General features: G+C 61.8%; 23 protein-coding genes. 11 read left to right on the top strand and 12 right to left on the bottom strand.

From position 1 onward, the window contains the following. Positions 1–201 precede the first annotated feature (201 nt). Entirely contained in the window at positions 202–762 is a 561-nt protein-coding gene (locus C7I56_RS04135) for a YqgE/AlgH family protein (protein WP_106639633.1), read from the bottom strand. A gap of 124 nt (positions 763–886) precedes the next feature. Here C7I56_RS04135 and C7I56_RS04130 point away from each other — a divergent pair, with 124 nt between their 5' ends. Further along, positions 887–1369 (top strand): peroxiredoxin, encoded by a 483-nt coding sequence (locus C7I56_RS04130; RefSeq protein WP_106639233.1) that lies wholly within the window; start codon positions 887–889, stop codon positions 1367–1369. A 180-nt stretch (positions 1370–1549) separates the two neighbouring features. Next, positions 1550–2701 (top strand): SDR family oxidoreductase, encoded by a 1152-nt coding sequence (locus C7I56_RS04125; RefSeq protein ID WP_106639232.1) that lies wholly within the window; start codon positions 1550–1552, stop codon positions 2699–2701. Position 2702: 1 nt separating this feature from the next. On the opposite strand, the gene C7I56_RS04120 is transcribed toward C7I56_RS04125, so the two are convergent. The 6 genes from C7I56_RS04120 to C7I56_RS04095 form a co-directional block, all read right to left on the bottom strand. Then, complete coding sequence (locus tag C7I56_RS04120) at positions 2703–3245, bottom strand: YbjN domain-containing protein (protein WP_158702990.1); 543 nt, start codon at positions 3243–3245, stop codon at positions 2703–2705. A gap of 86 nt (positions 3246–3331) precedes the next feature. After that, a complete protein-coding gene (locus tag C7I56_RS04115; protein WP_106639230.1) occupies positions 3332–5182 on the bottom strand; it encodes a M2 family metallopeptidase in 1851 nt (616 codons plus the stop codon). Positions 5183–5238: 56 nt separating this feature from the next. Continuing rightward, positions 5239–6006, bottom strand: coding sequence for an alpha/beta fold hydrolase (locus C7I56_RS04110; RefSeq protein ID WP_425352366.1), 768 nt, complete (start codon positions 6004–6006; stop codon positions 5239–5241). After that, positions 5987–6430: a GFA family protein gene (locus C7I56_RS04105; protein WP_106639228.1), complete on the bottom strand. Its 444-nt coding sequence runs from the start codon at positions 6428–6430 to the stop codon at positions 5987–5989. The genes C7I56_RS04110 and C7I56_RS04105 overlap by 20 nt, the downstream gene beginning before the upstream one ends. Before the next feature lie 108 nt (positions 6431–6538). Continuing rightward, entirely contained in the window at positions 6539–7567 is a 1029-nt protein-coding gene (locus C7I56_RS04100) for an aspartate-semialdehyde dehydrogenase (RefSeq protein WP_106639227.1), read from the bottom strand. A gap of 183 nt (positions 7568–7750) precedes the next feature. Beyond that, positions 7751–9949 (bottom strand): S9 family peptidase, encoded by a 2199-nt coding sequence (locus C7I56_RS04095; RefSeq protein ID WP_106639226.1) that lies wholly within the window; start codon positions 9947–9949, stop codon positions 7751–7753. A 305-nt stretch (positions 9950–10254) separates the two neighbouring features. Here C7I56_RS04095 and C7I56_RS04090 point away from each other — a divergent pair, with 305 nt between their 5' ends. Then, positions 10255–11058 carry a DUF2189 domain-containing protein gene (locus C7I56_RS04090; protein ID WP_106639225.1) on the top strand — a complete coding sequence of 268 codons (804 nt, stop codon included), beginning with the start codon at positions 10255–10257 and terminating at the stop codon, positions 11056–11058. Between the two features lie 77 nt (positions 11059–11135). Here the strand turns inward: C7I56_RS04090 and rplS are convergent, their stop codons facing one another. Further along, positions 11136–11519: a 50S ribosomal protein L19 gene (gene rplS, locus C7I56_RS04085; RefSeq protein ID WP_106639632.1), complete on the bottom strand. Its 384-nt coding sequence runs from the start codon at positions 11517–11519 to the stop codon at positions 11136–11138. 4 nt (positions 11520–11523) lie between these two features. Continuing rightward, the gene (gene trmD / locus C7I56_RS04080) at positions 11524–12261 is read right to left on the bottom strand and encodes a tRNA (guanosine(37)-N1)-methyltransferase TrmD (protein WP_106639224.1); all 738 of its coding nucleotides are present in this window, start codon (positions 12259–12261) and stop codon (positions 11524–11526) included. A 139-nt stretch (positions 12262–12400) separates the two neighbouring features. Between trmD and C7I56_RS04075 the strand changes: the two genes are divergently transcribed. Next, a complete protein-coding gene (locus C7I56_RS04075; RefSeq protein WP_106639223.1) occupies positions 12401–13324 on the top strand; it encodes an NAD(P)/FAD-dependent oxidoreductase in 924 nt (307 codons plus the stop codon). Positions 13325–13417: 93 nt separating this feature from the next. Here the strand turns inward: C7I56_RS04075 and rimM are convergent, their stop codons facing one another. The 3 genes from rimM to ffh all read right to left on the bottom strand — a co-directional run bounded on the left by rimM (position 13418) and on the right by ffh (position 16122). Continuing rightward, positions 13418–13897: a ribosome maturation factor RimM gene (rimM, locus tag C7I56_RS04070; RefSeq protein ID WP_106639222.1), complete on the bottom strand. Its 480-nt coding sequence runs from the start codon at positions 13895–13897 to the stop codon at positions 13418–13420. Positions 13898–14088: 191 nt separating this feature from the next. Continuing rightward, positions 14089–14628 (bottom strand): 30S ribosomal protein S16, encoded by a 540-nt coding sequence (gene rpsP / locus C7I56_RS04065; protein WP_106639221.1) that lies wholly within the window; start codon positions 14626–14628, stop codon positions 14089–14091. A gap of 27 nt (positions 14629–14655) precedes the next feature. Then, the gene (gene ffh / locus C7I56_RS04060; protein ID WP_106639220.1) at positions 14656–16122 is read right to left on the bottom strand and encodes a signal recognition particle protein; all 1467 of its coding nucleotides are present in this window, start codon (positions 16120–16122) and stop codon (positions 14656–14658) included. Between the two features lie 239 nt (positions 16123–16361). On the opposite strand from ffh, the gene C7I56_RS04055 reads away from it, so the two are divergent. The 7 genes from C7I56_RS04055 to C7I56_RS04025 are packed head-to-tail and all read left to right on the top strand — an operon-like array spanning position 16362 to position 23450. After that, positions 16362–18008 (top strand): putative bifunctional diguanylate cyclase/phosphodiesterase, encoded by a 1647-nt coding sequence (locus C7I56_RS04055; RefSeq protein WP_106639219.1) that lies wholly within the window; start codon positions 16362–16364, stop codon positions 18006–18008. Positions 18009–18058: 50 nt separating this feature from the next. Next, positions 18059–18862: a diaminopimelate epimerase gene (dapF, locus tag C7I56_RS04050; protein WP_106639218.1), complete on the top strand. Its 804-nt coding sequence runs from the start codon at positions 18059–18061 to the stop codon at positions 18860–18862. Beyond that, entirely contained in the window at positions 18859–20169 is a 1311-nt protein-coding gene (mtaB, locus tag C7I56_RS04045) for a tRNA (N(6)-L-threonylcarbamoyladenosine(37)-C(2))-methylthiotransferase MtaB (protein ID WP_106639217.1), read from the top strand. The genes dapF and mtaB overlap by 4 nt, the downstream gene beginning before the upstream one ends. Then, entirely contained in the window at positions 20166–21104 is a 939-nt protein-coding gene (gene ftsY / locus C7I56_RS04040; RefSeq protein ID WP_106639216.1) for a signal recognition particle-docking protein FtsY, read from the top strand. Before mtaB ends, ftsY begins: the two co-directional genes overlap by 4 nt. Further along, positions 21101–21712, top strand: coding sequence for a septation protein IspZ (gene ispZ, locus C7I56_RS04035; protein WP_106639215.1), 612 nt, complete (start codon positions 21101–21103; stop codon positions 21710–21712). The genes ftsY and ispZ overlap by 4 nt, the downstream gene beginning before the upstream one ends. Positions 21713–21735: 23 nt before the next feature. Further along, positions 21736–22674 carry an ABC transporter ATP-binding protein gene (locus tag C7I56_RS04030; protein ID WP_106639214.1) on the top strand — a complete coding sequence of 313 codons (939 nt, stop codon included), beginning with the start codon at positions 21736–21738 and terminating at the stop codon, positions 22672–22674. Further along, the gene (locus C7I56_RS04025; protein WP_106639213.1) at positions 22671–23450 is read left to right on the top strand and encodes an ABC transporter permease; all 780 of its coding nucleotides are present in this window, start codon (positions 22671–22673) and stop codon (positions 23448–23450) included. Before C7I56_RS04030 ends, C7I56_RS04025 begins: the two co-directional genes overlap by 4 nt. Positions 23451–23481: the final 31 nt, after the last annotated feature.

Below are 23481 nucleotides of genomic sequence, written 5' to 3'. Positions count from 1 at the left end.
CCTAAAATGACGGAAGGCCGCTTGAGGGCGGCCAGCATGAGCGCGCTCCTAGCCGCGCACGCGCCGCAAGGCAAATATAAAGACATCTTTATATGCCCCTCACGCCCCACCCCGTCATCCCGGCGAAAGCCGGGATCTCAGGACCATTTGATGCAATTTCGTCGCTAGCCCCCCGCTTTCGCCGGGTAACGGAAGCAGGATTTAAGCCGTGCCGAAACTGCTGGTCAGCAATCGGGGGTCGATACCCGCGCTTGCAAAACCGCGGTCCCAGCGCTGATCCACTCCGCAATCGAACATCAGCGCTTCATCGCCCTGAACCGAGAACCAGCCATGGCGGGTCATTTCCTCGTCGAGTTGTCCGGCGCTCCAACCGGCGTAGCCGAGCGCGGAGACCCATCGGGTCGGACCCTTTCCAGCTGCGATGGCCTTCAAAATATCGAGCGTTCCGGTAAGCCGCCAGCGTCCAGCGACATCGACAGTGCCCTCCCCGCCCCAATCGGATGAGTGAAGGACAAAGCCACGCTGAGGCTCCACCGGTCCGCCCTGGTGGATCACCGCATTGGGTGCGTCGCCCGGATCGATGCCGAGTTGGCCTAGGAGATCGTGGAAGCGGATGCGCGGCATCACGCGCCCCAGCCCGATACCCAACGCGCCATCTTCATCATGCGCGCAGATGGCGAGCACAGCCTTGTCGAACCGTGGATCGCCGATGCCCGGCATGGCAAGAAGGAACTGTCCTGCAAGAAAAATGGGCCCGTCCATGATACGGAACATAGGCGCAGGCCTGCCGTTTTCCAAACCGCATCGCCCCTGTTCGCGGGCGATCCGCCCTGTTATGCGGCCGGAACGATTTGCAGCTTTATCTTCACATCAAAGGATCAGTTTCATGACCATTTCCGTTGGCGATCGCATTCCGTCCGTGACCCTTACGAAAGTCACGCCGGATGGCCCCGAACAAATTGGCAGCGAAGATTATTTCGCGGGCCGTCGTGTCGCGCTTTTCTCGGTTCCCGGCGCCTTCACCCCCACCTGCTCGGCCCGCCACCTTCCAGGGTTCATCGAAAAAGCGGAGGATATCAAGGGCAAGGGCGTTGACGAAATCGCCTGTACCGCCGTCAACGACGCTTTCGTTATGGGCGCATGGGGCAATAATGCCGAAGTTGGCGACAAAGTCACCATGCTCGCCGACGGCAATGGCGACTTCGCCAAAGCGGTGGGCCTCACCATGGACGGCTCCAAATTCGGCATGGGTACGCGCGGACAGCGTTATTCGATGGTCGTCAACGATGGCGTCGTCGAACAGCTGAATGTCGAGGAACCCGGTGCATTCAACGTCAGCAGCGCGGATTATCTCACCGAACGCCTTTAATTGTCTTTAGATTAGAGCGAAGCAATCTATCCGGCCACCAAATTCGGTGGCCGCTGGATTGCTTCGCTACGCTCGCAACGAGACGAAGGGCGTTTTAGCTTCGTTCCGCCTCTGCTCATCGGTCTTCCAGCAACTCCAGCGTCCCGGTCGCATTCCTCCCCCTAGATCGAGGAGAGTAAAATGGCGGCGCGACTTAAACCCATCGAAGAACAGGTCATCGTAGTCACCGGGGCGTCGAGCGGCATCGGTCTTGCAACTGCTCTCCTGGCGGCTGAACGCGGCGCCGCCGTCGTGCTCGTTGCCCGCAATCAGGATGCGCTTCAGCAAATAACCGGCGAGATCAGGGCCAAAGGCGGTCGCGCCGCCTTCCTCGCCGCCGATTTGGCGGACGAAGGCGCGCCGCACAGGATCGCCGATCTTGCGACACGCGAATTTGGCGGCTTCGACACCTGGATCAACAACGCCGCAGTCGCAATGTTCGCCCGCCTCGACGACACAACGATGGGCGAGCATCGCCAAATCTTCGACATCGGCTATTTCGGGCTCGTCAATGCCTCACTCCTCGCGGCCCGCCGCCTCCGCGAACGGGGCGGAGCGATCATCAATGTCGGCTCGATCCTGTCCGACCGTTCGGTCCCGGTCCAGGGCGCCTATTCGGCGATGAAGCACGCCGTCCAGGGATTTACCGAAGCGCTCCGCATGGAATTGGAGATGGAAAATGCGCCCATCTCCGTAACTTTGATCAAGCCGACCGGCATGCACACCCCCTATCCCGATCACGCCCGCAACAAGATGGACAAGCCTGCGGCCATCCCGCCTACCGTTTACGACCCGCGCCTCACTGCGGAGGCGATCTGCCATGCCGCCGAACATTCGAAACGGGCCATGATCGTTGGCGGTCAGGGCATCGTGCTGACGAAGCTCGCGAACATTTTCCCGCGCAGCACGGACAAAATCATGGAACGCTTTTTTGGCGAAGAATTACAAAGCATCGACCGGCGTCCACCGGCCGGCACCAAGGACAATTTGTTCGAACCGCGCCGCGATGGCGACATCGAATCCAGCCATGACCAGTATGTCCGCCGCCGGAGTTTAACGCTAAAGGCACAAATGCACCCACTCGCCACTGCGGCAATCGCCGGCGGCGCGATAATGGCTGCGGCGGGACTGATCCTTGGTCGGCGCGCCATGTCGCGTCGTTCAGCCTTCGAACCGCGTCAACTTCACGACCTGACCGACAATAATATCACCGGTCACGACCCGTCGATGATCGAGATTCTTGAGGCGACACCTTATAGGGAGCCGGACGCAGCCGACATCCATGTCGGCTAACTCAGGAAGAGCGCTTCTTTTCCAGCGGTCCCAGCACTTCGGTTGCAAAGGTTTCAGCCTGGCTCGCGAAAACGAGGAAATTGACGGCAAGGTCACCGCGAATGAAGCCATAGTCCGCTGTCAGATAACGCTGCATGGATGGATTGCCTTCCGGCGATAAATAGACCTTCGCAAAGGCATATTTGTGATTGAAGCGGGCAATCGCGTCTGCGACCTGTGGCTGCGGCGTGTTGGCGATTTTCGTCCAGGACGCCTGCATGCTCAATGCCTTGCAGCTTCCCCCAACGCATGAACTGAGCAGCAGGGTCGCCTTCCGGCCATTCGGGAAGGTGACGAGGAGGCGCGGTGCCGCCGCCGTCCCGCCCGCCTGATAGCGCGCACCGATAGATCGCAATACGCCGCCCACCGTATCCGCATTGAATCCGGCGATAAGCTGCCGGTTTTCGGGCGCCTTGGGATTCCACACCGGCGGCGCGGCGGTGACGGATGTGGCAAGGGCGAGAGAAGAAAGAATTACGATGCGGGCCGCGATCATCGGCGGCATTCTCCAGCTGATAAAGAAGGGGCGGCGCATCCCTGCCCCGCCCCATCTGAATTAACCATTTACAGCCCGTTTGTCAGCCGTTTTCCTTACCAGCCACAGCTCTTGCCCTTGTTCTGGCGCTTGAGCCAGGTCTGCAGCGGGCGGAAATATTCGAGCATCGCCTTGCCGGACATCTGCTTGGTCCCGGTGAAGCTTTGAAGCGCTTCCGGCCAAGGGCGCGAGGCGCCCATTTCAAGCATCGCGTTCAGCTTCGTTCCGACGTCCTTGTTGCCATAGAAGGAGCAGCGGTGAAGCGGGCCCTTCCAACCGGCCTGATCGCAGGCCGCCTTATAGAATTGGAACTGCAAGATACGGGCGAGGAAGTAGCGCGCATAAGGCGTGTTACCAGGAATATGGTATTTGGCGCCCGGATCGAATTGAGCCTCGGTACGCTCAACCGGAGGCACGATGCCCTGATATTGCAGACGAAGGTCGTTCCACGCCTTGTTGTAATTTACGGGCGTGATGGAGCCGTCGAATACGCCCCACCGCCATTTGTCGACCAGCAGGCCGAACGGCAGGAATGCAACCTTATCCATCGCCTGGTTGAGAAGCAGGCCGATATCCTTGTCAGCCGACGGCACCTTCGATTTATCGAGAAGACCGATCTGCGTCAGATATTCCGGCGTCACCGAAAGCGCGATTGTGTCACCGATCGCTTCGTGGAAACCATCATTCGCGCTGTTGAGGTAGAGGAACGGCTGCTTATTATAAGCCCGCTGATAGTAATTGTGCCCAAGCTCGTGGTGGACGGTCACGAAATCGGCGGCATTGACCTTCGTGCACATTTTGATGCGCAGATCGTCCTTATTGTCGAGATCCCAGGCCGAGGCATGGCAGACGACTTCGCGGTCACGCGGGGCGGTGATCATCGAACGCTGCCAGAAGGTTTCGGGAAGCGGGGCGAAGCCCAGCGAACTGAAGAACCCTTCGCCCGTCTTCACGATCTTCGTCGCGTCATAGCCGTTTTCAACCAGCAGGTCGGTCAAGTCGTAGCCGATATCTCCGGCACCCTGCGGCGCGACGATGTCGTAAATATTGCCCCATTCCTGAGCCCACATGTTGCCGAGGAGGTCGGCACGAATGGGGCCAGTCTTCGCCTGTACCTCATCGCCATATTTTTCGTTGAGCTTAGTACGCGCGTAGCAATGGAGATCGTCATAGAGCGGCTTCACCTCGCCCCACAATTTGTCCATCATTGCCGCGAATTCGTCGGCGGGCATGTCATAGCCCGAACGCCACATGGCGCCCGTATCCTTGAAGCCAAGTTCCTTCGCGCCCTGGTTCGCGATTTCAACGAGGCGCGCATAATCCTCGCGCATCGGCGTGCCGACATTGGTGTGCCAGCTCGTCCACATTTCCTTCAGGTCTTCCGGATCCCGCGTCGTGCCCATCAGGGCTTCGAGGTCGTTCCCGGTCTTTACCTCGCCATTCAGCGTGCCACGGCCTTTGCCGTAGGTGGAATTGAGGCGGGTCGAAATCTCGTTGAGCTCCGCGGCAGCCCCGTCCGTCGTCGGCGCCGGAAGAACGAGCCCGCCCTTAAGGATGTCGAGCTTGCGGCGCGTGTCGTAGCTGAGACCCTTTACATCGTTGAACTTCGCCGCCTCATTGGCGAGCCGAACGGACTTTTCCGTGCCGATGGTGCCGAAATAGGCGGAGAGCGCGTCGGTATCATCGGTGATATAGGTGTTGTTGACCCAGGCGGCGCGCGCGCTGATCACACTAAAATCGCCAAGCTCCTTTTCCGCCGCCGCAACGAAGGCATCGGCGTCCGCAGCCGTGAGCGCCGCAGCTGGCGCTGCCCGGGCCGGGGTTTGATTTTGTGCTGCGGCAGGCGCGCTGAACGCCAGGCAGGCAGCAATGGCCGCGGCGGAGGCAGCGGAGATCGTGACTTTCATCGGGAATCCTCTCGGTTCATGGGTTGCCGCCAATTGAGCGTGCCCGCGCCCCAACGTCAAGCCGAGAGGAAGCCGAGAATCGCCTGACCCAGTTCGGGCTTCGTGACGGCGTTCATGTGATTGCCTGGAATGGTTTGAAAACGAGCCCCTTTTATGGCTCGGGCCAACTCTTCGCCCGAACCATTATCGTCGTCGTCCGCGCCCGTCACAACCAGAATGGGCGTTTCGATCGCCGCTAACTCCTGGGCCGACGTATCCGCGAAAGTGTTGAGGATCAGGAGAAGGGCCTGAGGATCGCCGCCAGTGGTTTTGAGGAACGCTTCGGTCATCCATTCGGACGTGCCACGCGGAAAGGTGCCGAGATTGGTGAGGACGTTGTGGAAATACCCTCCCCGCCCCTGCGTATGAAGAATACCCTCCAGACCCATTCCGGAAAGAACTGCCCGTCGCGGACGCGCGCCCTTCACCATCATACGCACCGACGTCCGCGCGCCGAGCGAATAACCGGCAAGGTCATAGTCGGTGAGGCCGAGATGATCGATCAGCGCGAAGCCATCGTCAGCCAGCACATCCTTGGGATAAGCGGCGGGATCATGCGGTTTGTCGCTATCCCCGTGAGCACGCAGATCCGGCATGATGACTCGAAAGCCCGCCGCGGCAAGCTTCTCCGCATGACCGTAGCGTATCCAATTCACGAAGGCGTTCGAGAAATAGCCGTGGATAAGGACGAGCGGGCGCCCTTCGCCCATTTCCCGATAAGCGAGCCTCACACCATCGCGACCGGAAAAGTAGCGAACGGGAATGTCAGTCTGGGAGTTTGCCAACGGTCTTCATCCAGCGGTCGACGAGGCCCTGATGTTCGTCCGTGCGGATTTCCTTCAAGCCTTCGGTGTTGAGCCAGGCGCGGTGAATATTTTCCGCGCCGAAATGGTGGAAAGGGCGAAAGCGCGATGGATCGTCGAACGTCCCGACGATCAGGTCCATATTCTCGCTGTCCGGAAATTCAAACGTGAGCGACGTGCCGCAGGTCGAACAGAAGCCGCGCCGCGCGATCGGAGAAGATTGATAATAATCCGGCTCCCGTTTCCAGCTGACATCGGCCTTCTTCGCATTCTTCATCGCAAGCGACACGTTGCCCGACGCACGCTGGCACATGCGGCAATGGCAAAGATAGGCTTCGTCATTCTCGATCGATGCGGTGTAACGGATTTTCCCGCACATGCAGCCGCCGGTCATGTTCTGCGTCATTGCCACCTCACCAGCCGTCACCCTGAACTTGTTTCAGGGTTCATCTCCCAACTCCCGAAACCTTCCAACATGGATGCTGAAACAAGTTCAGCATGACGGTGGAGCGGGTCAAGCCGCCTTCTGAAGGTGCTTGCGGCCGAGAAGTTCCGCGATCTGCACCGCGTTCAGCGCGGCGCCCTTGCGCAGATTGTCGGATACGCACCAGAGCGACAGGCCGTTGTCGACCGTGCTGTCTTCGCGTACGCGGCTCACATAAGTGGCATATTCGCCCACCGCTTCGACGGGGGTCACGTAGCCGCCATCCTCGCGCTTATCGACGAGCATCACGCCTGGCGCTTCGCGAAGGATCTTCTGCGCGTCGGCGGCGCTGATTTCATCCTCGAACTCGATATTGATCGCTTCGCTATGACCGACGAACACGGGTACGCGGACGCAAGTCGCCGTCACCTTGATCTTGGGATCGAGAATCTTCTTCGTCTCCACCACCATCTTCCATTCTTCCTTGGTCGAACCATCGTCGAGGAAGCTGTCGATATGCGGGATGACGTTGAAGGCGATCTGCTTGGTAAACTTCTTGGGTTCCGCGCTATCGCCAACGAAGATGTTGCGGCTCTGCTCGAACAGCTCATCCATGCCGTCCTTGCCCGCGCCGGAAACCGACTGATAGGTCGCGACCACCACACGCTTGATCTTCGCGGCGTCGTGAAGCGGCTTCAGCGCCACCACCATCTGCGCGGTCGAGCAATTCGGGTTCGCGATGATGTTCTTCTTTTTGTAGCCCGCAATCGCTTCTGGATTCACCTCCGGCACGATCAGCGGTACGTCCGGATCCATGCGGTAGAGCGAGCTGTTGTCGATGACGATGCAGCCGGCCGCCGCCGCCTTGGGCGCATAGGTTCTCGAGGCTTCCGAACCCGCCGCGAATAAGGCGATGTCCCAGCCGGAAAAGTCAAAATGCTCGAGATTTTTGACCTTCAGCGTCTCGCCGCTGTCGCCGAAATCGATCTCGTCGCCCGTGGAACGGGCCGAGGCGACCGCCGCGATCTCCGCCAGCGGAAATTGACGTTCGGCAAGAATGTTCAGCATTTCGCGGCCGACATTCCCTGTCGCGCCGACAACGACGACCCGGTATCCCATGGTCACAAGCTCCAATTAGAAGGTTTGACGCCATCTAGGGTGTGACGAGCCTGAGGGAAAGTAGCATCGCCACTATTGTGTTCCGGCCCTGCTCGAACACATCGCGCTCTTCCCGTCATCGCGAGCGAAGCGAAGCAATCCATCGGCTGGATCACCACGTCGCTCCGCTCCTCGCGATGGCGATCAGTTCTTCACCTCGCGCTCAAGAAAGCGCTCGATCGTCTTCCACATATGAACCTGCGGCCCTTCGCCCGACACGCGATGGGTCGCGCCGGGATAAACCATCAGCTCGAACGGCACCTTCTTACCCTGCATCTCGCCCATCAAAGCGGTCATATTGTCGAACACGACATTGTCGTCCGCCATGCCGTGGATGAGGAGGATAGGATCGGCTATCTTCGAAGCGTTCGGGATCGCGCTCGACGCCGCATAAGCCGCGGCATCCGCGCCCAGGGGATTGCCCATGTAACGCTCGGTATAATGGGTGTCGTAAAGCTCCCACCTCGTCACAGGCGCCCCCGATACGCCTGCCGCGAAGACCCCGGGAAGGTTCTCGAGAAGCTTCAACGCCATATAACCGCCGTACGACCATCCGTTGACAGCAATCCGGTCTGGATCGACGAAGGATTGGGTTTTCAGGAAATTCACGCCCGCAAGCTGATCCTGTACTTCCACACTGCCCATGGCGCGGTAGATCTGATCCTCGAACGCCTTGCCACGCTGGGGCGTGCCGCGCCCGTCCACCGAAAAGACGATCCAGCCCTTGTCGACCAGATATTGCTGAAGCGCCCCCGTCCAGCCGCGCGTCACCTGGCGCCCCGTTCCCGGGCCGCCATAGACCTGCACGAACACGGGGTAACGCTTCCCGGGCTCCATCTTCGGCGTCATCATCTTGTAGTAGAGATGGCTGCCATCTTCGGCCTTGATCGTCCCGAATTGCGGAACGACGTGGCTGTCGAGATAGGGCGCATAAGGGTGGTCGCCGCGGACGGCATTTTCTTCGATCCACGCGATCCTCTTGCCGCTCGTGTCAGCGAGATAGACTTGGCCCGGCTGGGAGGGCCCCGACCGGGTAACGAGCGCCCGCCGCGCCGCCTGATCCATTGCGGCGCCATTCCAATAACCGCTCTCCGTTAGCCGCCTTGGCTCGACCTTGCGGTCAAGGCGCGCGACATAAAGATGCTGCTCGAGCGGCGAGTCCTTGTTCGCGGTGAAGTAGACAAGGCCCTTCCCCTCATCGACGCCCTCAACCGCGCTCACCGCCCAGTTGCCGGAGGTGAGCTGCGTCCACTTGCCATTCTTCCAGCGATAGAGGTGGTTGTAGCCGGACCGCTCCGACGACCAGAGCAGGCTGCCGTCCTTCAGCGCGCGCAGATTGTCGTGGAGGTTGACCCAAGTCTTGGCGGTTTCCGTGAACAATATCTTCGACGCGCCCGTGTCGGGATCGACGGCGAGGAGATCGAGCCTCTTCTGGTCGCGGCTTTCGCGCTGGACGAGCAATGACTTGCCATCCGGCGTCCAATCGACGCGGGCGAGATAGATGTCCTTGTCGGGCCCGAGATCGACCTTCGTCTGCCCCGACCCGTCCGGCCGCATGACATAGAGGTCGACAATGGCATTGGGCGTGCCCGCCGCCGGATAGCGCTGTTCATAGACGCGCGTCCCGCCAGCGCCGATGGCGGCGCGCGTAACGACCTTCACGGGGCTTTCATCGACCCGCGCAACGGCGAGATAGCGATCGTCCGGCGACCACCAATGGCCGGTCGTCCTGTCCATTTCCTCCTGCGCTACGAACTCCGCCGAACCCCAGGACAGGGTGCCGCCACCGTCGTTGGTGAGCTGCTTTGCCTTGCCGGCAAGGTCGGACACGAACAAATTCTGGTCGCGCACGAAGGATACGTAACGGCCGGTTTCCGAGACCTGCGCGTCTACCTCTGTTTCGGGCGTTTCGGTGATCCGCCGCACGGCGCCGCCAAGATCAGCGACGAACAGGTCGCCGTCCAGCGGGACGAGGATCGCCTTGCCGTCGGGCGCCCAATCATAAGCGACGATGCCCTTGGTGCCGCTCACCCGGGCGCGCTCGCGGCGCATCTTCTCTTCTTCGGACAGTTCGGCGCCCGATCCGAATTTCAGGGAATCCACCAGCATGCGCGCTTCGCCCGTATCGGCGTCGATCGCCCAAAGATCATAGCGATCCTTATCCTCTGCCCGGTTGCGCAACAGGGTCACGAGACGCCCGTCCGGCGACAGCCGTGCCAGGCGCGGACTCGGTCCATTGAGATCGGGGCTTTGGAATACCCGATCGAGCGTGAGATCTTCGGCAGAAGCGGGAAAGGCGGCGGAGGCCATTGCGGCGGCCAAAACCAGGGGGAGGAAACGCATGCCGCTTCGTAGCGCACGCTGGCCCGGTGTAAAGATGGCGGAAAGTGAAGGGGCCCATCCGCGCAAAGGGAGGAAACGCGGACGGGGCCCTGGCTCGTGGCTGCCCCTGCTCTCGAGTCCCTTCCTATGTAGTTTCTCTGAGTGATTCCCGCCATCTGCAAAATAGCGAAAAGTCCTCTAACTTTCGTTAGATAGCTCAGATCACATGCTCGCCCTCAAGGCTATTTCATGGTAAAGGTGAGTCATGGCGGCCCCCGGCCCGCCTCGGCGCCGGACCCGCCGCCTGCTTCGCGAAGGAGAGAGGCATGGCCGTTGCTCACCGCTACCCAGCCGCCCCTGCAACAGGCGCTTTGCCGGTGCGCAGGATTAGTAATGACGACCTTCGATTTGCCCTCCGCCAGGGGATGGACGATTTTATGGCAAAGCGCGGCGATATCCTGATTGCCGGGCTGCTCTACCCGCTGATTGGCGTATTCGCGGCCGTGATCATGCTTGGCGGGCCATTCCTGCCGCTCTTTTTCCCGGTGGCCGCGGGCCTCAGCCTGATGGGGCCGGTCGCGGCCGTCGGCTATTACGAATTGGCGCGGAGGCGGGAGCTGGGTATGGAATCCGACTGGCGCCATTTTTTCGACGTCGAACGCAGTGGCGCGGCGGGAGAAATCCTGTCCATTGCCCTCCTCCTGCTCCTGATCTTTGCCTTGTGGGTGCTGGCCGCCGCCACACTCTACATCCTGCTCTGGGGTTGGGATGTGCCGGCCTCTTTCGCCGCATTTGCGGAAAGGCTGTTCACAACCACTGAGGGGTGGGCGCTCATCCTATGCGGCAACCTTGCCGGTGCCCTGTTCGCGGTGGCGGTGCTTGCCATCAGCGTGGTTTCTTTTCCCATGTTGGTTGACCGCGGCGGCTCGGCCAGTGCCGCCGTCCGTACCTCGCTCGCGGCGTTCCGGGAGAACCGTTCGGTCATGCTGCGCTGGGGCGTGATGGTGGGGGCGTTGCTGATGCTGGGTTCCATCCCCTTCTTCATTGGCCTTGCCGTGGTGCTACCATGGCTCGGCTATGCCACTTGGCACCTCTATACCCGAACCGTGGAGAGGACCGCGCCGCGCTGACAGCTGGCGCCCCCCACGAAAAAGGGCGCGGAAGCCAATGCTCCCGCGCCCTTTCTATTTTTTGCCTGAAAGTCGGATCAGCCCTGGTTGGCTTCCCCGCGCGTGTCGCGACGCTCGGCGATACGGGCCGATTTGCCGGTGCGGCCGCGCAGATAATAGAGCTTCGCGCGACGGACGGCGCCGCGGCGCACGACCTCGATCGAATCGATGTTCGGGCTGTAGAGCGGGAATACGCGCTCGACACCTTCGCCGAAGCTGATCTTGCGGACGGTGAAGGAGGAGCCGAGGCCCTTATTGGCGCGGGCGATGCATACGCCTTCATAATTCTGCACGCGGGTGCGTTCGCCTTCGACGACCTTCACGCCGACCTTCAGCGTGTCACCTGGGCGGAATTCGGGAATTTTCTTGGCGGAGTTGAACTGCTCGATGGCTTCGGCCTCGAGCGTCTGGATGAGGTTCATGTACTTAACCTTCGTCTTCGCGCCGCGCACCAGAGGGCGACCGACCGGAAGCATCCCCATGACGCTCCATCAAGTCCGGCCGCCTTAGCCGTGTGTCTTCGATCGACCTGGCTTTCCGCCAGGCGGCGATCTTCGCATGATCCCCCGATCGCAGCACTTCGGGGATCGTGCGCCCTTCCCACAAATTAGGTCGGGTATATTGAGGGTATTCGAGGAGGCCGCCTTCAAAGCTTTCCTCCTCACCGCTCGAAGCCGCGCCCATTACGCCAGGAAGCAGGCGAACGCAAGCGTCGAGCAGCACGATCGCTGCCGTCTCGCCGCCGGACAGAACATAGTCGCCGATCGAGACGGGAATGATCGGCCTGGCCTCGAACAACCGCTCGTCCATTCCCTCGAACCGGCCGCAAAGGATCGAGACGCCGAGCCCGGCAGCAAGCTCCCGCACGAAGTCCTGAGTAAGCGGCTTTCCGCGCGGCGTCATGGCTAGGAGCGGCGCCTGAGGCTGGCGCGCAAGCACATGATCCACCGCCGCGCCAAGAATGTCCGCGCGCATCACCATCCCAGCGCCGCCGCCAGCGGGCGTATCGTCAACCGAACGATGCTTGTCCGTCGCGAAATCGCGGATCTGCACGGCATCGAGTGACCATTTGCCTTCGGACATCGCCCTGCCTGCCAGGCTGAGTCCGAGCGGCCCCGGAAACATCTCAGGATAAAGGGTGAGGACGGTTGCGGCCCAAGTCATGCGCCCCTTTCGCCGGAAAGGCTCAACGTCGCAACCCAAAGCATCGTCACCCTGAACTTGTTTCAGGGTCTATCTATCCGCCTGCCCAGCCGCCACCTGCATGGATGCTGAAACAAGTTCAGCATGACGAGGGTTGGGCATGAGCATGAACGACTTCGACCTTGATTGCCTCATCATCGGCGGCGGGCCTGCGGGCCTCACCGCAGCCATCTATCTCGCCCGCTTCCACCTCAAGCTGAAGGTGGTCGATGCCGGGAAGAGCCGTGCAAGCTGGATCCCCCTCACCCGCAACCATGCCGGCTATCCGGACGGTATTTCCGGCAAGGACCTTCTCGCCGCGATGAAGGCGCAGGCGCAGAAATTTGATGCTTCGATCGAAACCGGCCGTGTGACCCGGCTCGACAGGATCGAGGGCGGTTTCGAGGCGGAATGGGGCAGTGGGCCGGTCACGGCACGCACGGTGCTGCTCGCCACCGGCGTCACCAATCGCCGCCCGCCGATGGACGAGGATCTGCACGAGGAGGCGCTGTCGCGCGGTCTCATCCGCTACTGCCCGATCTGCGACGGCTATGAGGTGACGGACAAAAAGGTCGGCGTGATCGGCAGCGGGTCGAATGGCGTCGCGGAGGCGGTATTCCTGCGCAGCTACACCGCCGACATCACCCTGATCGCGCCCGACCAGGCACATCAGTTGAGTGCAGAGGATCAGGCGCAGTTACGGGAGTTTGGGATCGAGACGGTGGATGGCCCCTGTCAGGCCGTCGCGATCGACAAGGATTGCATCACGGTCGCCACCGCGGCGGGCTTCTACACATTCGACAGCGTTTATCCGGCCCTGGGATCGGACACGCATACGGAGCTTGCCGAGCAGGTCGGCGCCTCGCTCTCCGAAGCTGGATGCATTCTCGTCGACGATCATCAGCGGACGCGAGTGCCCGGCCTTTATGCGGCAGGCGATGTCGTCATCGGCCTCGATCAGATCAGCCATGCCATGGGCGAAGGCGGCGGGGCGGCGACGACAATCCGCAACGATCTGGCTAGAGAGAGGCCGCTATTGAGATAGCCCCAACCCCGTTCGCTTCGAGCGCAGTCGAGAAGCGTTCTACAAGGACGTGCAGCGCTTCTCGACTGCGCTCGAAGCGAACGGGTTTAGGAATTAAGCCAAGAAAGCGGGATCGACGATGATCTTACCGTCCACAAAGTCGGCAATCGTCGGATTGAAGGGCACCATCACCTTCTTCCCATCGGGCCGCTCGATCTCGAGAATGTCGCCCGCGCCGAAATTCTCGACGGCGGCGACGGTGCCGACAGCCTCCCCCTCACGCGTCGCGCAGAGCAAGCCGATGATATCGGCATGGTAATATTCCCCCTCTTCCAGCGGCGGAAGCGCTGAGCGGGGGACGGTGAGGACAGTGCCGCGGAGCGCCTCAGCGGCGTTGCGGTCCGCGATTTCGACGAAGCGGGCGATCGGCATGCCGCTGCCTTCCTTCACCGATTTCAGGGTCAGCGTTCGCTCGCCTGCCTGAACCACCTTGTGCTGACGCAGGCTCTCCGCACTTTCGGCGAAGAGCTTCAGGCGCACCTCGCCCGATATGCCATGCGCACCAGCTATGGCGGCGAGGGTGACATCAGTCATAGCCCCTCCCCTCGATGGGGGAGGGTTGGGTGGGGGTGATCTACGACGTAGAGCGCGTTCCTTCCGGAAACATCACCCCACCCCAACCCAGTGGCGGGTCGGTCATGCCCCCGGCATGACCTGAACAGCGCGGGGCGCTGTTTACCCGCCACTCCATCAAGGGGAGGGGCTATGTCATGAATCAGCCTCAATTACTCAGCCTTTTCAGCGCCTTCGGCCGGAGCATCTTCAGCGGCGCCTTCAGCCGGTTCGCTGGTCGATTCACCTTCGTTGGCAGCTTCCGAAGCCGGGGTGGCTTCTTCGACGGCTTCAGCAGCTACTTCGACGGTTTCTTCCTGGGCCGGAGCTTCTTCGGCCGGAGCGGCAGCGGCTGCGGCAGCTGCTTCAGCGGCTTCGGCTTCCTTGGCGGCGCGTTCTTCGGCGCGTTCCTTGGCCTTTTCGCCCGGCTCGGCCTTCTTCGGGTTGTTGCGCGCGGTACGCTCGAGGAGGCCAGCGGCGTCGAGGAAGCGATGGACGCGGTCCGTCGGCTTCGCGCCAACCGACAGCCAATGCTTCACGCGATCGGTGTCGAGCTTCACGCGCTCGGGATTGTCCTTGGAAAGCAGCGGATTGTAGCTGCCGACGCGCTCGATGAACTTGCCGTCACGCGGGGCGCGGACGTCGGACACGACGACCTTGTAATAAGGACGCTTCTTCGAACCACCGCGCGCAAGGCGAATTGCAACTGCCATTTAATATTCCTTTCTAGATACTTGTGCTTATTTCTTGATAAATTTGTCGAAGCCCGGGGGCAGATTGAACGGCGTGTTCCCGCCCGGAAGGCCCGGAAGCCCTCCCGGCGCAGCGCCACCCGCACCGCCGCCCATCAGGCCGCCGAGGTCGGGCATACCCCCCCCGCCGAACAAGGCGCCGAGCTTGCCGAAGCCGCCCATTTTGCGGACCTTCTTCATCATCGTCGCCATTTCCTGATGCATCTTGAGCAACCGGTTGACGTCCTGCACCGTGGTGCCCGAGCCATTGGCGACGCGAATCTTGCGCTTTGCGTTGAGGAGTTCGGGTTTGGCCCGCTCCTTCGGCGTCATGGAGGAGATCATCGCGTCGAGGCGATTGAGCGCCTTATCGTCCTGCGCCGCCTTCACCGCGCCCGCCATCTTCTTCATGCCCGGAAGCATGGAGGCAAGCGCGCCGAGGCCGCCCATGCGCTGCATCTGCGCGATCTGGGTGCGCAGATCGTTCAAATCGAACTGCCCCTTGGCCATCTTGCGGGCCATCGCCTCGGCCTCTTCGGCCTGAACGCTTTCCGCCGCGCGCTCGACGAGGCTGACGACGTCGCCCATGCCGAGGATGCGGCCCGCGACGCGATCGGGATGGAAGCCTTCCAGCTTGTCCATCCCCTCGCCAACGCCCGCGAATTTGATCGGCTTGCCGGTGACGGCGCGCATGGAAAGCGCCGCACCGCCGCGCGCATCGCCGTCCATGCGGGTGAGGACGACGCCGGTCAGGTCCACCTGCCCCGCAAAGCTCTGCGCGACGTTCACCGCGTCCTGACCGGTCAGCGCATCGACGACGAGCAGGATTTCCGCCGGGCTGGAGACTTCGGCCACCGCCTTCATCTCGTCCATCAACGCCTGATCGACATGGAGGCGGCCCGCCGTGTCGAGCAGCAGCACATCATAGCCCTGCAGTTTCGCCGCCTGCATCGCGCGGCGGGCGATATCCACCGGCTGCTGGCCAGCGACGATCGGCAGCGTCGCGACGTTGGTTTGCGTGCCGAGGACGGCAAGCTGCTCCTGCGCCGCCGGGCGATTGACGTCGAGCGACGCCATCATCACCTTCTTGCGGTTCTTCTCGGTAAGTCGCTTGGCGATCTTCGCGGTCGTCGTGGTCTTACCGGAGCCCTGCAGACCCACCATCATCACGACCGCGGGGGGCGTCACATCGATATTAAGCTCGGATTCGTCCGCACCCAGCATCTCGACGAGGGCATCGTTGACGATCTTGACGACCTGCTGGCCCGGGGTGACCGACTTCAGAACCTGCTGGCCGACGGCCTTCTCAGTAACCTTGTCGATGAAATCGCGGGCGACCGGCAAGGCCACGTCGGCTTCGAGCAGCGCGATCCGCACTTCGCGCATCGCGGCGCGGACATCGGCTTCGTTGAGAGCGCCACGGCCACGCAGACGGTCGAACACGCCGCCAAGGCGATCGCTCAGACTTTCAAACATGCGCGCGGCTCCTTAAAATGCACCGCTGCCCACAAGCACGAAAGCGCCGGCGGGCGAAACCTCGCCGGCCAGCGCGTGTCCGTGGACACCGGATATCGATCCATTCCCAAGGAAACGGTTCGCAGCGCCCATAGCTTTCGCGCCTGTATTGGTCAAGCCAGATGGCAGGTTTGCCGATCGCGCCAAATCGGACCGTGTCTTAATCAGCTTTTTACTCCTTTCCCTTACCAAGATGATCGATGGCCGGGGGAAAGAAAACCATATCGGGCGGCAGCCCAAAAAGCTCGGTGGCGGTGCGCGACGCGGCGGCGATCACACTTGCCGTTACGGCATTGTTCCTTTTCGCGCACGTCACGGGCTACGATTTGGCTAGAGCTGCACACCCTGCCCTGATCAATATCAATGCGCTCTCCGCCTTGCTTCTCCTTAGTCTCGCCTTCGGTGTTTATGGCTGGCGCAGGTGGCGGGATGCCGCGCATGAAGTCGCGATCCGCCGCGCGGCCGAACGCCAATCGCTCACTCTCACCGCCACCGATCCGCTCACCGGCTTCCTCAATCGAGCGTCTTTAGGCGAAGCGTCCGATCACATGTTCGCGATCACCCGCCCTGCCGGACGGACGGTGGCGATGCTGACCATTGACATAGACGGCTTTCGAACGATCAACGATTTGTACGGCCATCTCGCAGGTGACGGTTTACTGCGCGCCGTCGCCGCCGTCATGCGCACCGCCCTCCCCAATGAGGCCGTGGTGGCCCGCATCGGCGGCGATACGTTCGCGGCGATCTTCCCGTGCGATCCAAAGGCACCCTGGGCCGCCAATGCCGTCGCGGAACGCATCCTCGATCGCCTTGGCAAACCGTTCAATCTTGGCGGCGCTTATACCGAAGTCAGCGCGTCGGGCGGCCTTGCCCAATCCGACATCGGCTGTTCGGAGTTCGAAGCGCTGGCCCGCCGCGCCGACATCGCCCTCCGCGCCGCACGTAAGCTTGGGCGCGGACGCTATCTCTGGTTCGACGCGACGATGGAGGCCGAACTCGAAAAGCGCAACGCGATCGAGGCGGGCCTGCGCGATGGCATTCCCACTGGCCAGTTCGTCCCTTATTTCGAAGAACAGCGCGATCTGGCGACCGGCAGGTTGATGGGCTTTGAAGTGCTTGCCCGCTGGAACCACCCAGAACGCGGGCTCGTCCTGCCCGACGAATTCATTCCGGTGGCCGAGGATTGCGGCCTCATCGGCGATCTGTCCATGGCAGTCATCCGGCAGGCGTTGGAAGAAGCGCGCAGCTGGGATCCGACCATCACGCTTTCGATCAATATGTCGCCTGCGCAGCTCAAGGATCCCTGGCTCGCCCAAAAGCTGGTGAAATTGCTGGTCGAGACCGGCTTTCCGCCGGACCGGCTGGAAATCGAAATCACCGAAGCCGCCTTGTTCGAAAATCTTGGTCTCGCGCAATCGATCGTCGGAAGCCTCAAAAATCAGGGCATCCGCATCGCCCTGGACGATTTTGGAAGCGGCTATTCATCGCTCTCGCACCTTCGCGCCCTCCCGCTCGACCGCTTGAAAATCGATCGCAGCCTGATCGAAACGGTGACCGACAGCGCCGATTCCGCCGATTTCGTGACTGCAATTGCGCGGCTTGGCGAAAGCCTTGGCCTCGCCATCACCGCAGAAGGCATTGCGACGCGGGAAATTGAGGCGCGCGTCAAAAGCATTGGCGCGTTCAAGGGTCAGGGGTGGCTCTATGGCCGTCCGATCGGGATCGACGCCGTTCGAACACTCCTTGCCAGCCGGGGCCTTTTGCTCTCCGCCCGCATCGCCGCTCCAGCAGCGCAGGAGCCTGTGTCCCGGCCCATGCCGCGCCGCTCCGCAGGCCCTGCGCGGTAAAGCGCCGCGAGTGTAGACTTGGGGCCCTGCGCCCCCTAGATCGCGGCAGGATGATGCGCCGCTTTCATAAAATGCATGGTCTGGGCAACGATTTCGTGGTGTTCGATGCACGCGAAGAGCCCTTGGCCATGGATGCCGCCTTGGCCCGGGCCGTGGCCGACCGGCACCGGGGCATCGGCTGCGATCAGTTAATCGTGATCGAGCCCTCGGTGGTGGCGGACGTCCGGATGCGGATATTCAATGCCGATGGAAGCGAAGTAGAATCCTGCGGCAATGCAACGCGCTGCGTCGCGGCCTTGCTGGGCGGCCCCACCCGGATCGAGACACTGGGCGGCTTGCTCCTCGCCCAGGCTGACGGCGCGGGCGCCAGTGTCGACATGGGCGCGCCTCGGTTTGGCTGGGACGAGATCCCCCTCGCCTACCCGATGGATACCGCAGTTATGCCGGTTGGGTGGGACGGCTTGGAACGGCCCTTCGCGGTCAATGTCGGCAACCCGCATGTGATCTTCTTTGTCAGTGACGCCGACGCCATCGATCTTGCCCGCCTCGGCCCCCTGATCGAATGTGACCCGCTTTTTCCCGAACGCATCAATGTGAACGTTGCGAGCGTCGCGGATGGACGGATCAAGCTTCGCGTCTGGGAGCGGGGCGTGGGCCTGACGCGCGCCTGCGGAACGGGCGCTTGCGCCACGGCTGTTGCCGCTATTTCCCGGGGATTGGCGCCCTCGCCGGTGGAAGTCGATCTCCCCGGCGGCGCGCTGACGATCGATTGGGCCCCGGGCCGCACGATCCGCATGTCGGGCGCCGCGACCTACGTCTTTACCGGCGAAATCGACCTGGAAGGGTTGCGGTGACCAGCCCCGAGATCATCACCATGGGCTGCCGCCTCAACATGGCGGAAAGCGAAACGATGCGAGCGCTTGCCGGCGGGCAGGACGATCTCGTCATCGTCAACAGCTGCGCCGTCACCAACGAAGCCGTCCGTCAAACGCGCCAAGCCATCCGCCGCGCCAAGAAGGCCCGCCCCGACGCTCGCGTCATCGTCACCGGCTGCGCCGCACAGGTCGACCCCGCAAGCTTCGCGGCAATGCCCGAAGTATCGGGGGTGATCGGGAACCGCGAGAAGTTCCTCTCATCGTCATTCCGGCGAAAGCCGGAATCTCAGGAAAGAAAAAACACCGAACCCACCATCCAAGAGATCCCGGCTTTCGCCGGGATGACGGATCATGCCGAAATCCGCGTGTCGGACATCATGGCCGTCCGCGAAACCGCCCCCCACCTCGTCACGGGCTTTGCCGAACACAGCCGCGCCTTTGTCGAAGTGCAGAATGGCTGCGATCATCGCTGCACCTTCTGCATCATCCCCTACGGCCGGGGAAACAGCCGCTCGGTCCCCGCCGGCCTAGTCATCGACAAGATCAAGGCATTGGTGGACGAGGGCTATAACGAAATCGTCCTGACCGGCGTCGACGTGACCAGCTACGGCCCCGATCTCCCCGGCGCACCGACATTGGGCCAGCTTGTCGAGCGCATCCTCCGCCACGTCCCCGTCCTCCCCCGCCTTCGCCTCTCATCCCTCGACAGCGTGGAGATCGACGATCGCTTGTTCGACATCATTACCGGCGAGCCGCGCTTCATGCCGCACCTCCACATGTCCTTTCAGGCGGGCGACGACATGATCCTGAAAAGGATGAAGCGCCGCCACAGCCGTGCCCAGGCCGTCGAGATGGTCCAGCGCCTTAAAGCCAAGCGGCCGGAAATCGCCATCGGCGCGGACCTCATCGCTGGCTTCCCGACCGAAACCGAAGAGATGGCCGAAAACAGCCTGCGCCTCATCGACGATTGCGAAATCGTGATGGGCCACATCTTTCCCTTCTCGCCCCGGCAAGGCACCCCGGCCGCGCGTATGCCGCAGGTCGATCCGAAGCAGGTGAAAGAACGCGCGGCCCGCATGCGGGAGGCAACGGCGCGGCAGAAAGTGAAATGGCTGGAAAGCATGATCGGCACCCGCCAGAAGGTGTTGATCGAACGCAGCGGCGTCAAAGGCCATGCGGAGAGCTTCGCGCCCGTCCTCATCCGTCAGGCCCGCGAAGTTGGTAAGATCGTGGAAGTGAAAGTCACAGGTTTGGAAAACGAAATGCTGATCGGAGAGGCCGCTTGAGTGAGACACCCTGGCTTGAGCGGCTGCGCGGCGGCTTCAAGAAAACTTCCGATCGCCTCGGCGACAACCTCACCGGCCTCTTCACCAAATCCACGCTCGACAAGGAGACGCTGGACGAGATCGAGGATGCGCTCGTCGCGTCCGACCTCGGCCCGTCCACCGCCGCGCGGGTGCGTGAGCGGCTCGCGAACGAGCGGTTCGAACGCGGCCTAACCGAAGCAGGCGTGCGCGAAGTGGTGGCGGACGAACTCGCCAAGATCCTCGCCCCCGTCGCCAAGCCGCTCGAAATCGACGCCTTTCCGCGTCCACAGGTGATCCTCGTCGTGGGCGTGAACGGTTCGGGCAAGACCACGACCATCGCTAAACTCGCCAGCCTGTTCCTCGAACAGGATTATGGCGTGCTTCTCGCCGCAGGCGACACGTTCCGCGCGGCCGCCATCGGACAACTCAAAATCTGGGCCGAACGCATCGGCGTTCCGATCATCTCCGGTCCCGAAGGCGGCGATCCATCCGCCATCGTGTTCGACGGCGTGAAGAAAGCGACGGCGGAAGGGATCGACGTGCTGATCGTCGACACGGCGGGCCGCCTCCAGAACAAGCGGGAGCTGATGGACGAACTGGCGAAAATCCGCCGTGTCCTCGGCCGCCTCAATCCGGCAGCGCCGCACAATGTCGTCCTCGTCCTCGACGCGACGACCGGGCAGAACGCCCTCAACCAGATCGAAGTGTTCAAGGAAGTGGCTGGCGTCACCGGCCTCGTCATGACCAAGCTCGACGGCACCGCGCGCGGCGGCGTCCTCGTCGCCGCCGCCGAGCAATATGGCCTTCCCATCCACGCCATCGGCGTCGGCGAAGGCGTCGGCGATCTTCGCCCCTTCAATCCCACAGACGTCGCCCGCGCCATCGCCGGCGCGACCGGAGAAACCCAATCGTGACCGCGACTGCGCAAACCAAGCCAAAACCTCACGGCTGGCTCAATTTCCTCGTCGATTTCGGCCCCTTGCTGGTCTTTTTCGTCGCCTTCAAATGGGCGGGCATCTTCGCCGGGACCGCCGCCTTCATGGTCGCGATCGTTATCGCGCTCGTCCTGTCGCTGGTGAAATTCCGCACCGTCTCGCCGATGACTTGGCTCTCGGCCATCCTCGTTCTCGGGTTTGGCGGCCTCACCCTCTACTTCAACGACCCGCGCTTCATTCAGCTGAAGCCGACGCTTATCTACGCCGGTTTTTCGATTCTGCTCTTCGCGGGCCTCGTTTTCGGCCGTCCTTTGCTCAAATATGTGTTCGGCGCAGCGTTCGAGGGGCTGAACGAAACCGGATGGCTCAAACTCTCGCGCAACTGGGCAATCTTCTTCGCGGCAATGGCGGTTCTGAACGAAGTCATGCGCACCTATCTCACGTTCGACACTTGGCTCACCGTCAAGGTCTGGGGCATCACCATCCTCTCGCTCGTCTTTGGCGCGGCGAACCTGCCGATGCTGATGCGCCACGGCTTCTCCGTCGAAGAAGCCAAGGAAGAACCGCCGATCCCGCCGCAGGGCTGATCGTCAAAAACAAGGGGGGATGCATGCAGCCCATCATACAGATTGAAGGCGTCACAAAGACCTATACGTCCGGCCATCAGGCGCTGAAGTCCGTCGATCTCACCATCAACCGCGGCGAGATTTTTGCGCTGCTCGGCCCCAATGGCGCGGGCAAGACGACGCTCATTTCGATCATCTGCGGCATCGTGACGCCCTCCTCCGGCACGATCCATGCCGCTGGCTTCGATATCCAAAACGGTTATCGCGAAGCCCGCGCCCGCATCGGCCTTGTCCCGCAGGAGTTGACGACCGACGCCTTCGAAACGGTGTGGGATACCGTGTCCTTCAGCCGGGGTCTGTTCGGACGCGCGAAAAACCCGGCGCTGATCGAGAAGATCCTCCGCGACCTCTCGCTCTGGGATAAGCGCAAGGCGAAGATAAAGGAATTGTCGGGCGGCATGAAACGCCGCGTGATGATCGCCAAGGCGCTCTCCCACGAGCCCGAAATCCTGTTCCTCGACGAGCCCACCGCGGGCGTCGACGTGGAACTGCGCCGCGACATGTGGAACCTCGTCCGCCAGCTTCGGGAAAATGGCGTCACCATCATCCTCACCACCCATTATATCGAGGAGGCCGAGGAAATGGCCGACCGTGTGGGCGTGATCAGCCAGGGCGAACTGATCCTGGTCGAGGAAAAGACGCGCCTGATGCAGAAGCTCGGCAAGAAGGAGCTGACCGTCATCCTCGCCGACCCGATGACCGCGATCCCAGCGGAACTCGCCGACTGGAAGCTCACTCTTAAGGCCGACGGTAACGAACTCGAGTATATTTTCGACACGCATGACGAGCGGACGGGCATCCCCTCACTTCTGCGCCGGATGGGTGACCTCGGCATCGGCTTCAAGGATTTGAACACGCGGCAAAGCTCGCTTGAGGATATCTTCGTCAGCCTTGTCCACAACAATGGGAGGAACGGCCAATGACGCGCGTACCCGCCTTCAACCTCCACGGCGTCCTCGCCATATACAAGTTCGAATTGCACCGCTTCTTCCGGACCTTGTGGACCGGCCTCGCGGTGCCGGTCATCACGACCTCGCTCTATTTCATCGTGTTCGGCTCCGCTATCGGATCGCGGATGACGGAAATTGGCGGTGTGCCCTATGCCGCCTTCATCGTGCCGGGCCTGATGATGCTCTCGCTCTTCACGGAAAGCATCTTCAACGCCTCTTTCGGCATTCACATGCCGAAATTCACCGGCACCATTTATGAATTGCTGTCGGCTCCGCTGTCTGCATTCGAGACGGTACTCGGCTATGTCGGGGCGGCGGCGACCAAGTCGACCATCGTCGCGCTCGTCATTCTCGCGACCGCGCACCTCTTCGTGGACATCCAGATCGCCCATCCCGTGCTGATGATCGCCTTCCTGCTGCTTATTGCGGCGACCTTCTGCCTCTTGGGTTTCATCATCGGCGTATGGGCGAAGGGGTTCGAGCAGCTTCAGATCATCCCGCTGCTCATCATCACGCCGCTCACCTTTCTTGGCGGCGCCTTCTACTCGATCGACATGCTGGCCGAGCCATGGCGGACGGTCACCCTGTTCAACCCCATCGTCTATCTGATCAACGGCTTCCGCTGGACCTTCTATGGCACCGCGGACGTCTCGTTCGGGATGAGCTTCGGGATCACTGCGGGCCTGTTCCTGGTCTGCCTCTCCGCCGTCGCCTGGATTTTCAAGACGGGTTATCGCCTGAAAAACTAACCTCCCCCTAGGGAGGGTTGGGTGAGGGGCG

It is taken from the genome of Allosphingosinicella vermicomposti (genome assembly GCF_003012815.1).
In the GTDB taxonomy this organism is placed as follows: Bacteria; Pseudomonadota; Alphaproteobacteria; order Sphingomonadales; family Sphingomonadaceae; genus Allosphingosinicella; species Allosphingosinicella vermicomposti.
The sequence above is the reverse complement of the archived record's forward strand: the minus strand, read 5'-3'. Positions and strand labels throughout refer to the sequence as shown.

Bases quoted from the DNA above. Each gene is read 5' to 3' on its own strand.
- C7I56_RS04135 (WP_106639633.1), bottom strand. From the start codon at position 762: ATGGACGGGCCCATTTTTCTTGCAGGACAGTTCCTTCTTGCCATGCCG.
- C7I56_RS04130 (WP_106639233.1), top strand. From the start codon at position 887: ATGACCATTTCCGTTGGCGATCGCATTCCGTCCGTGACCCTTACGAAA.
- C7I56_RS04125 (WP_106639232.1), top strand. From the start codon at position 1,550: ATGGCGGCGCGACTTAAACCCATCGAAGAACAGGTCATCGTAGTCACC.
- C7I56_RS04120 (WP_158702990.1), bottom strand. From the start codon at position 3,245: ATGCCGCCGATGATCGCGGCCCGCATCGTAATTCTTTCTTCTCTCGCC.
- C7I56_RS04115 (WP_106639230.1), bottom strand. From the start codon at position 5,182: ATGAAAGTCACGATCTCCGCTGCCTCCGCCGCGGCCATTGCTGCCTGC.
- C7I56_RS04105 (WP_106639228.1), bottom strand. From the start codon at position 6,430: ATGACGCAGAACATGACCGGCGGCTGCATGTGCGGGAAAATCCGTTAC.
- C7I56_RS04100 (WP_106639227.1), bottom strand. From the start codon at position 7,567: ATGGGATACCGGGTCGTCGTTGTCGGCGCGACAGGGAATGTCGGCCGC.
- C7I56_RS04095 (WP_106639226.1), bottom strand. From the start codon at position 9,949: ATGCGTTTCCTCCCCCTGGTTTTGGCCGCCGCAATGGCCTCCGCCGCC.
- C7I56_RS04090 (WP_106639225.1), top strand. From the start codon at position 10,255: ATGGCCGTTGCTCACCGCTACCCAGCCGCCCCTGCAACAGGCGCTTTG.
- rplS (WP_106639632.1), bottom strand. From the start codon at position 11,519: ATGAACCTCATCCAGACGCTCGAGGCCGAAGCCATCGAGCAGTTCAAC.
- trmD (WP_106639224.1), bottom strand. From the start codon at position 12,261: ATGACTTGGGCCGCAACCGTCCTCACCCTTTATCCTGAGATGTTTCCG.
- C7I56_RS04075 (WP_106639223.1), top strand. From the start codon at position 12,401: ATGAGCATGAACGACTTCGACCTTGATTGCCTCATCATCGGCGGCGGG.
- rimM (WP_106639222.1), bottom strand. From the start codon at position 13,897: ATGACTGATGTCACCCTCGCCGCCATAGCTGGTGCGCATGGCATATCG.
- rpsP (WP_106639221.1), bottom strand. From the start codon at position 14,628: ATGGCAGTTGCAATTCGCCTTGCGCGCGGTGGTTCGAAGAAGCGTCCT.
- ffh (WP_106639220.1), bottom strand. From the start codon at position 16,122: ATGTTTGAAAGTCTGAGCGATCGCCTTGGCGGCGTGTTCGACCGTCTG.
- C7I56_RS04055 (WP_106639219.1), top strand. From the start codon at position 16,362: ATGGCCGGGGGAAAGAAAACCATATCGGGCGGCAGCCCAAAAAGCTCG.
- dapF (WP_106639218.1), top strand. From the start codon at position 18,059: ATGATGCGCCGCTTTCATAAAATGCATGGTCTGGGCAACGATTTCGTG.
- C7I56_RS04030 (WP_106639214.1), top strand. From the start codon at position 21,736: ATGCAGCCCATCATACAGATTGAAGGCGTCACAAAGACCTATACGTCC.
- C7I56_RS04025 (WP_106639213.1), top strand. From the start codon at position 22,671: ATGACGCGCGTACCCGCCTTCAACCTCCACGGCGTCCTCGCCATATAC.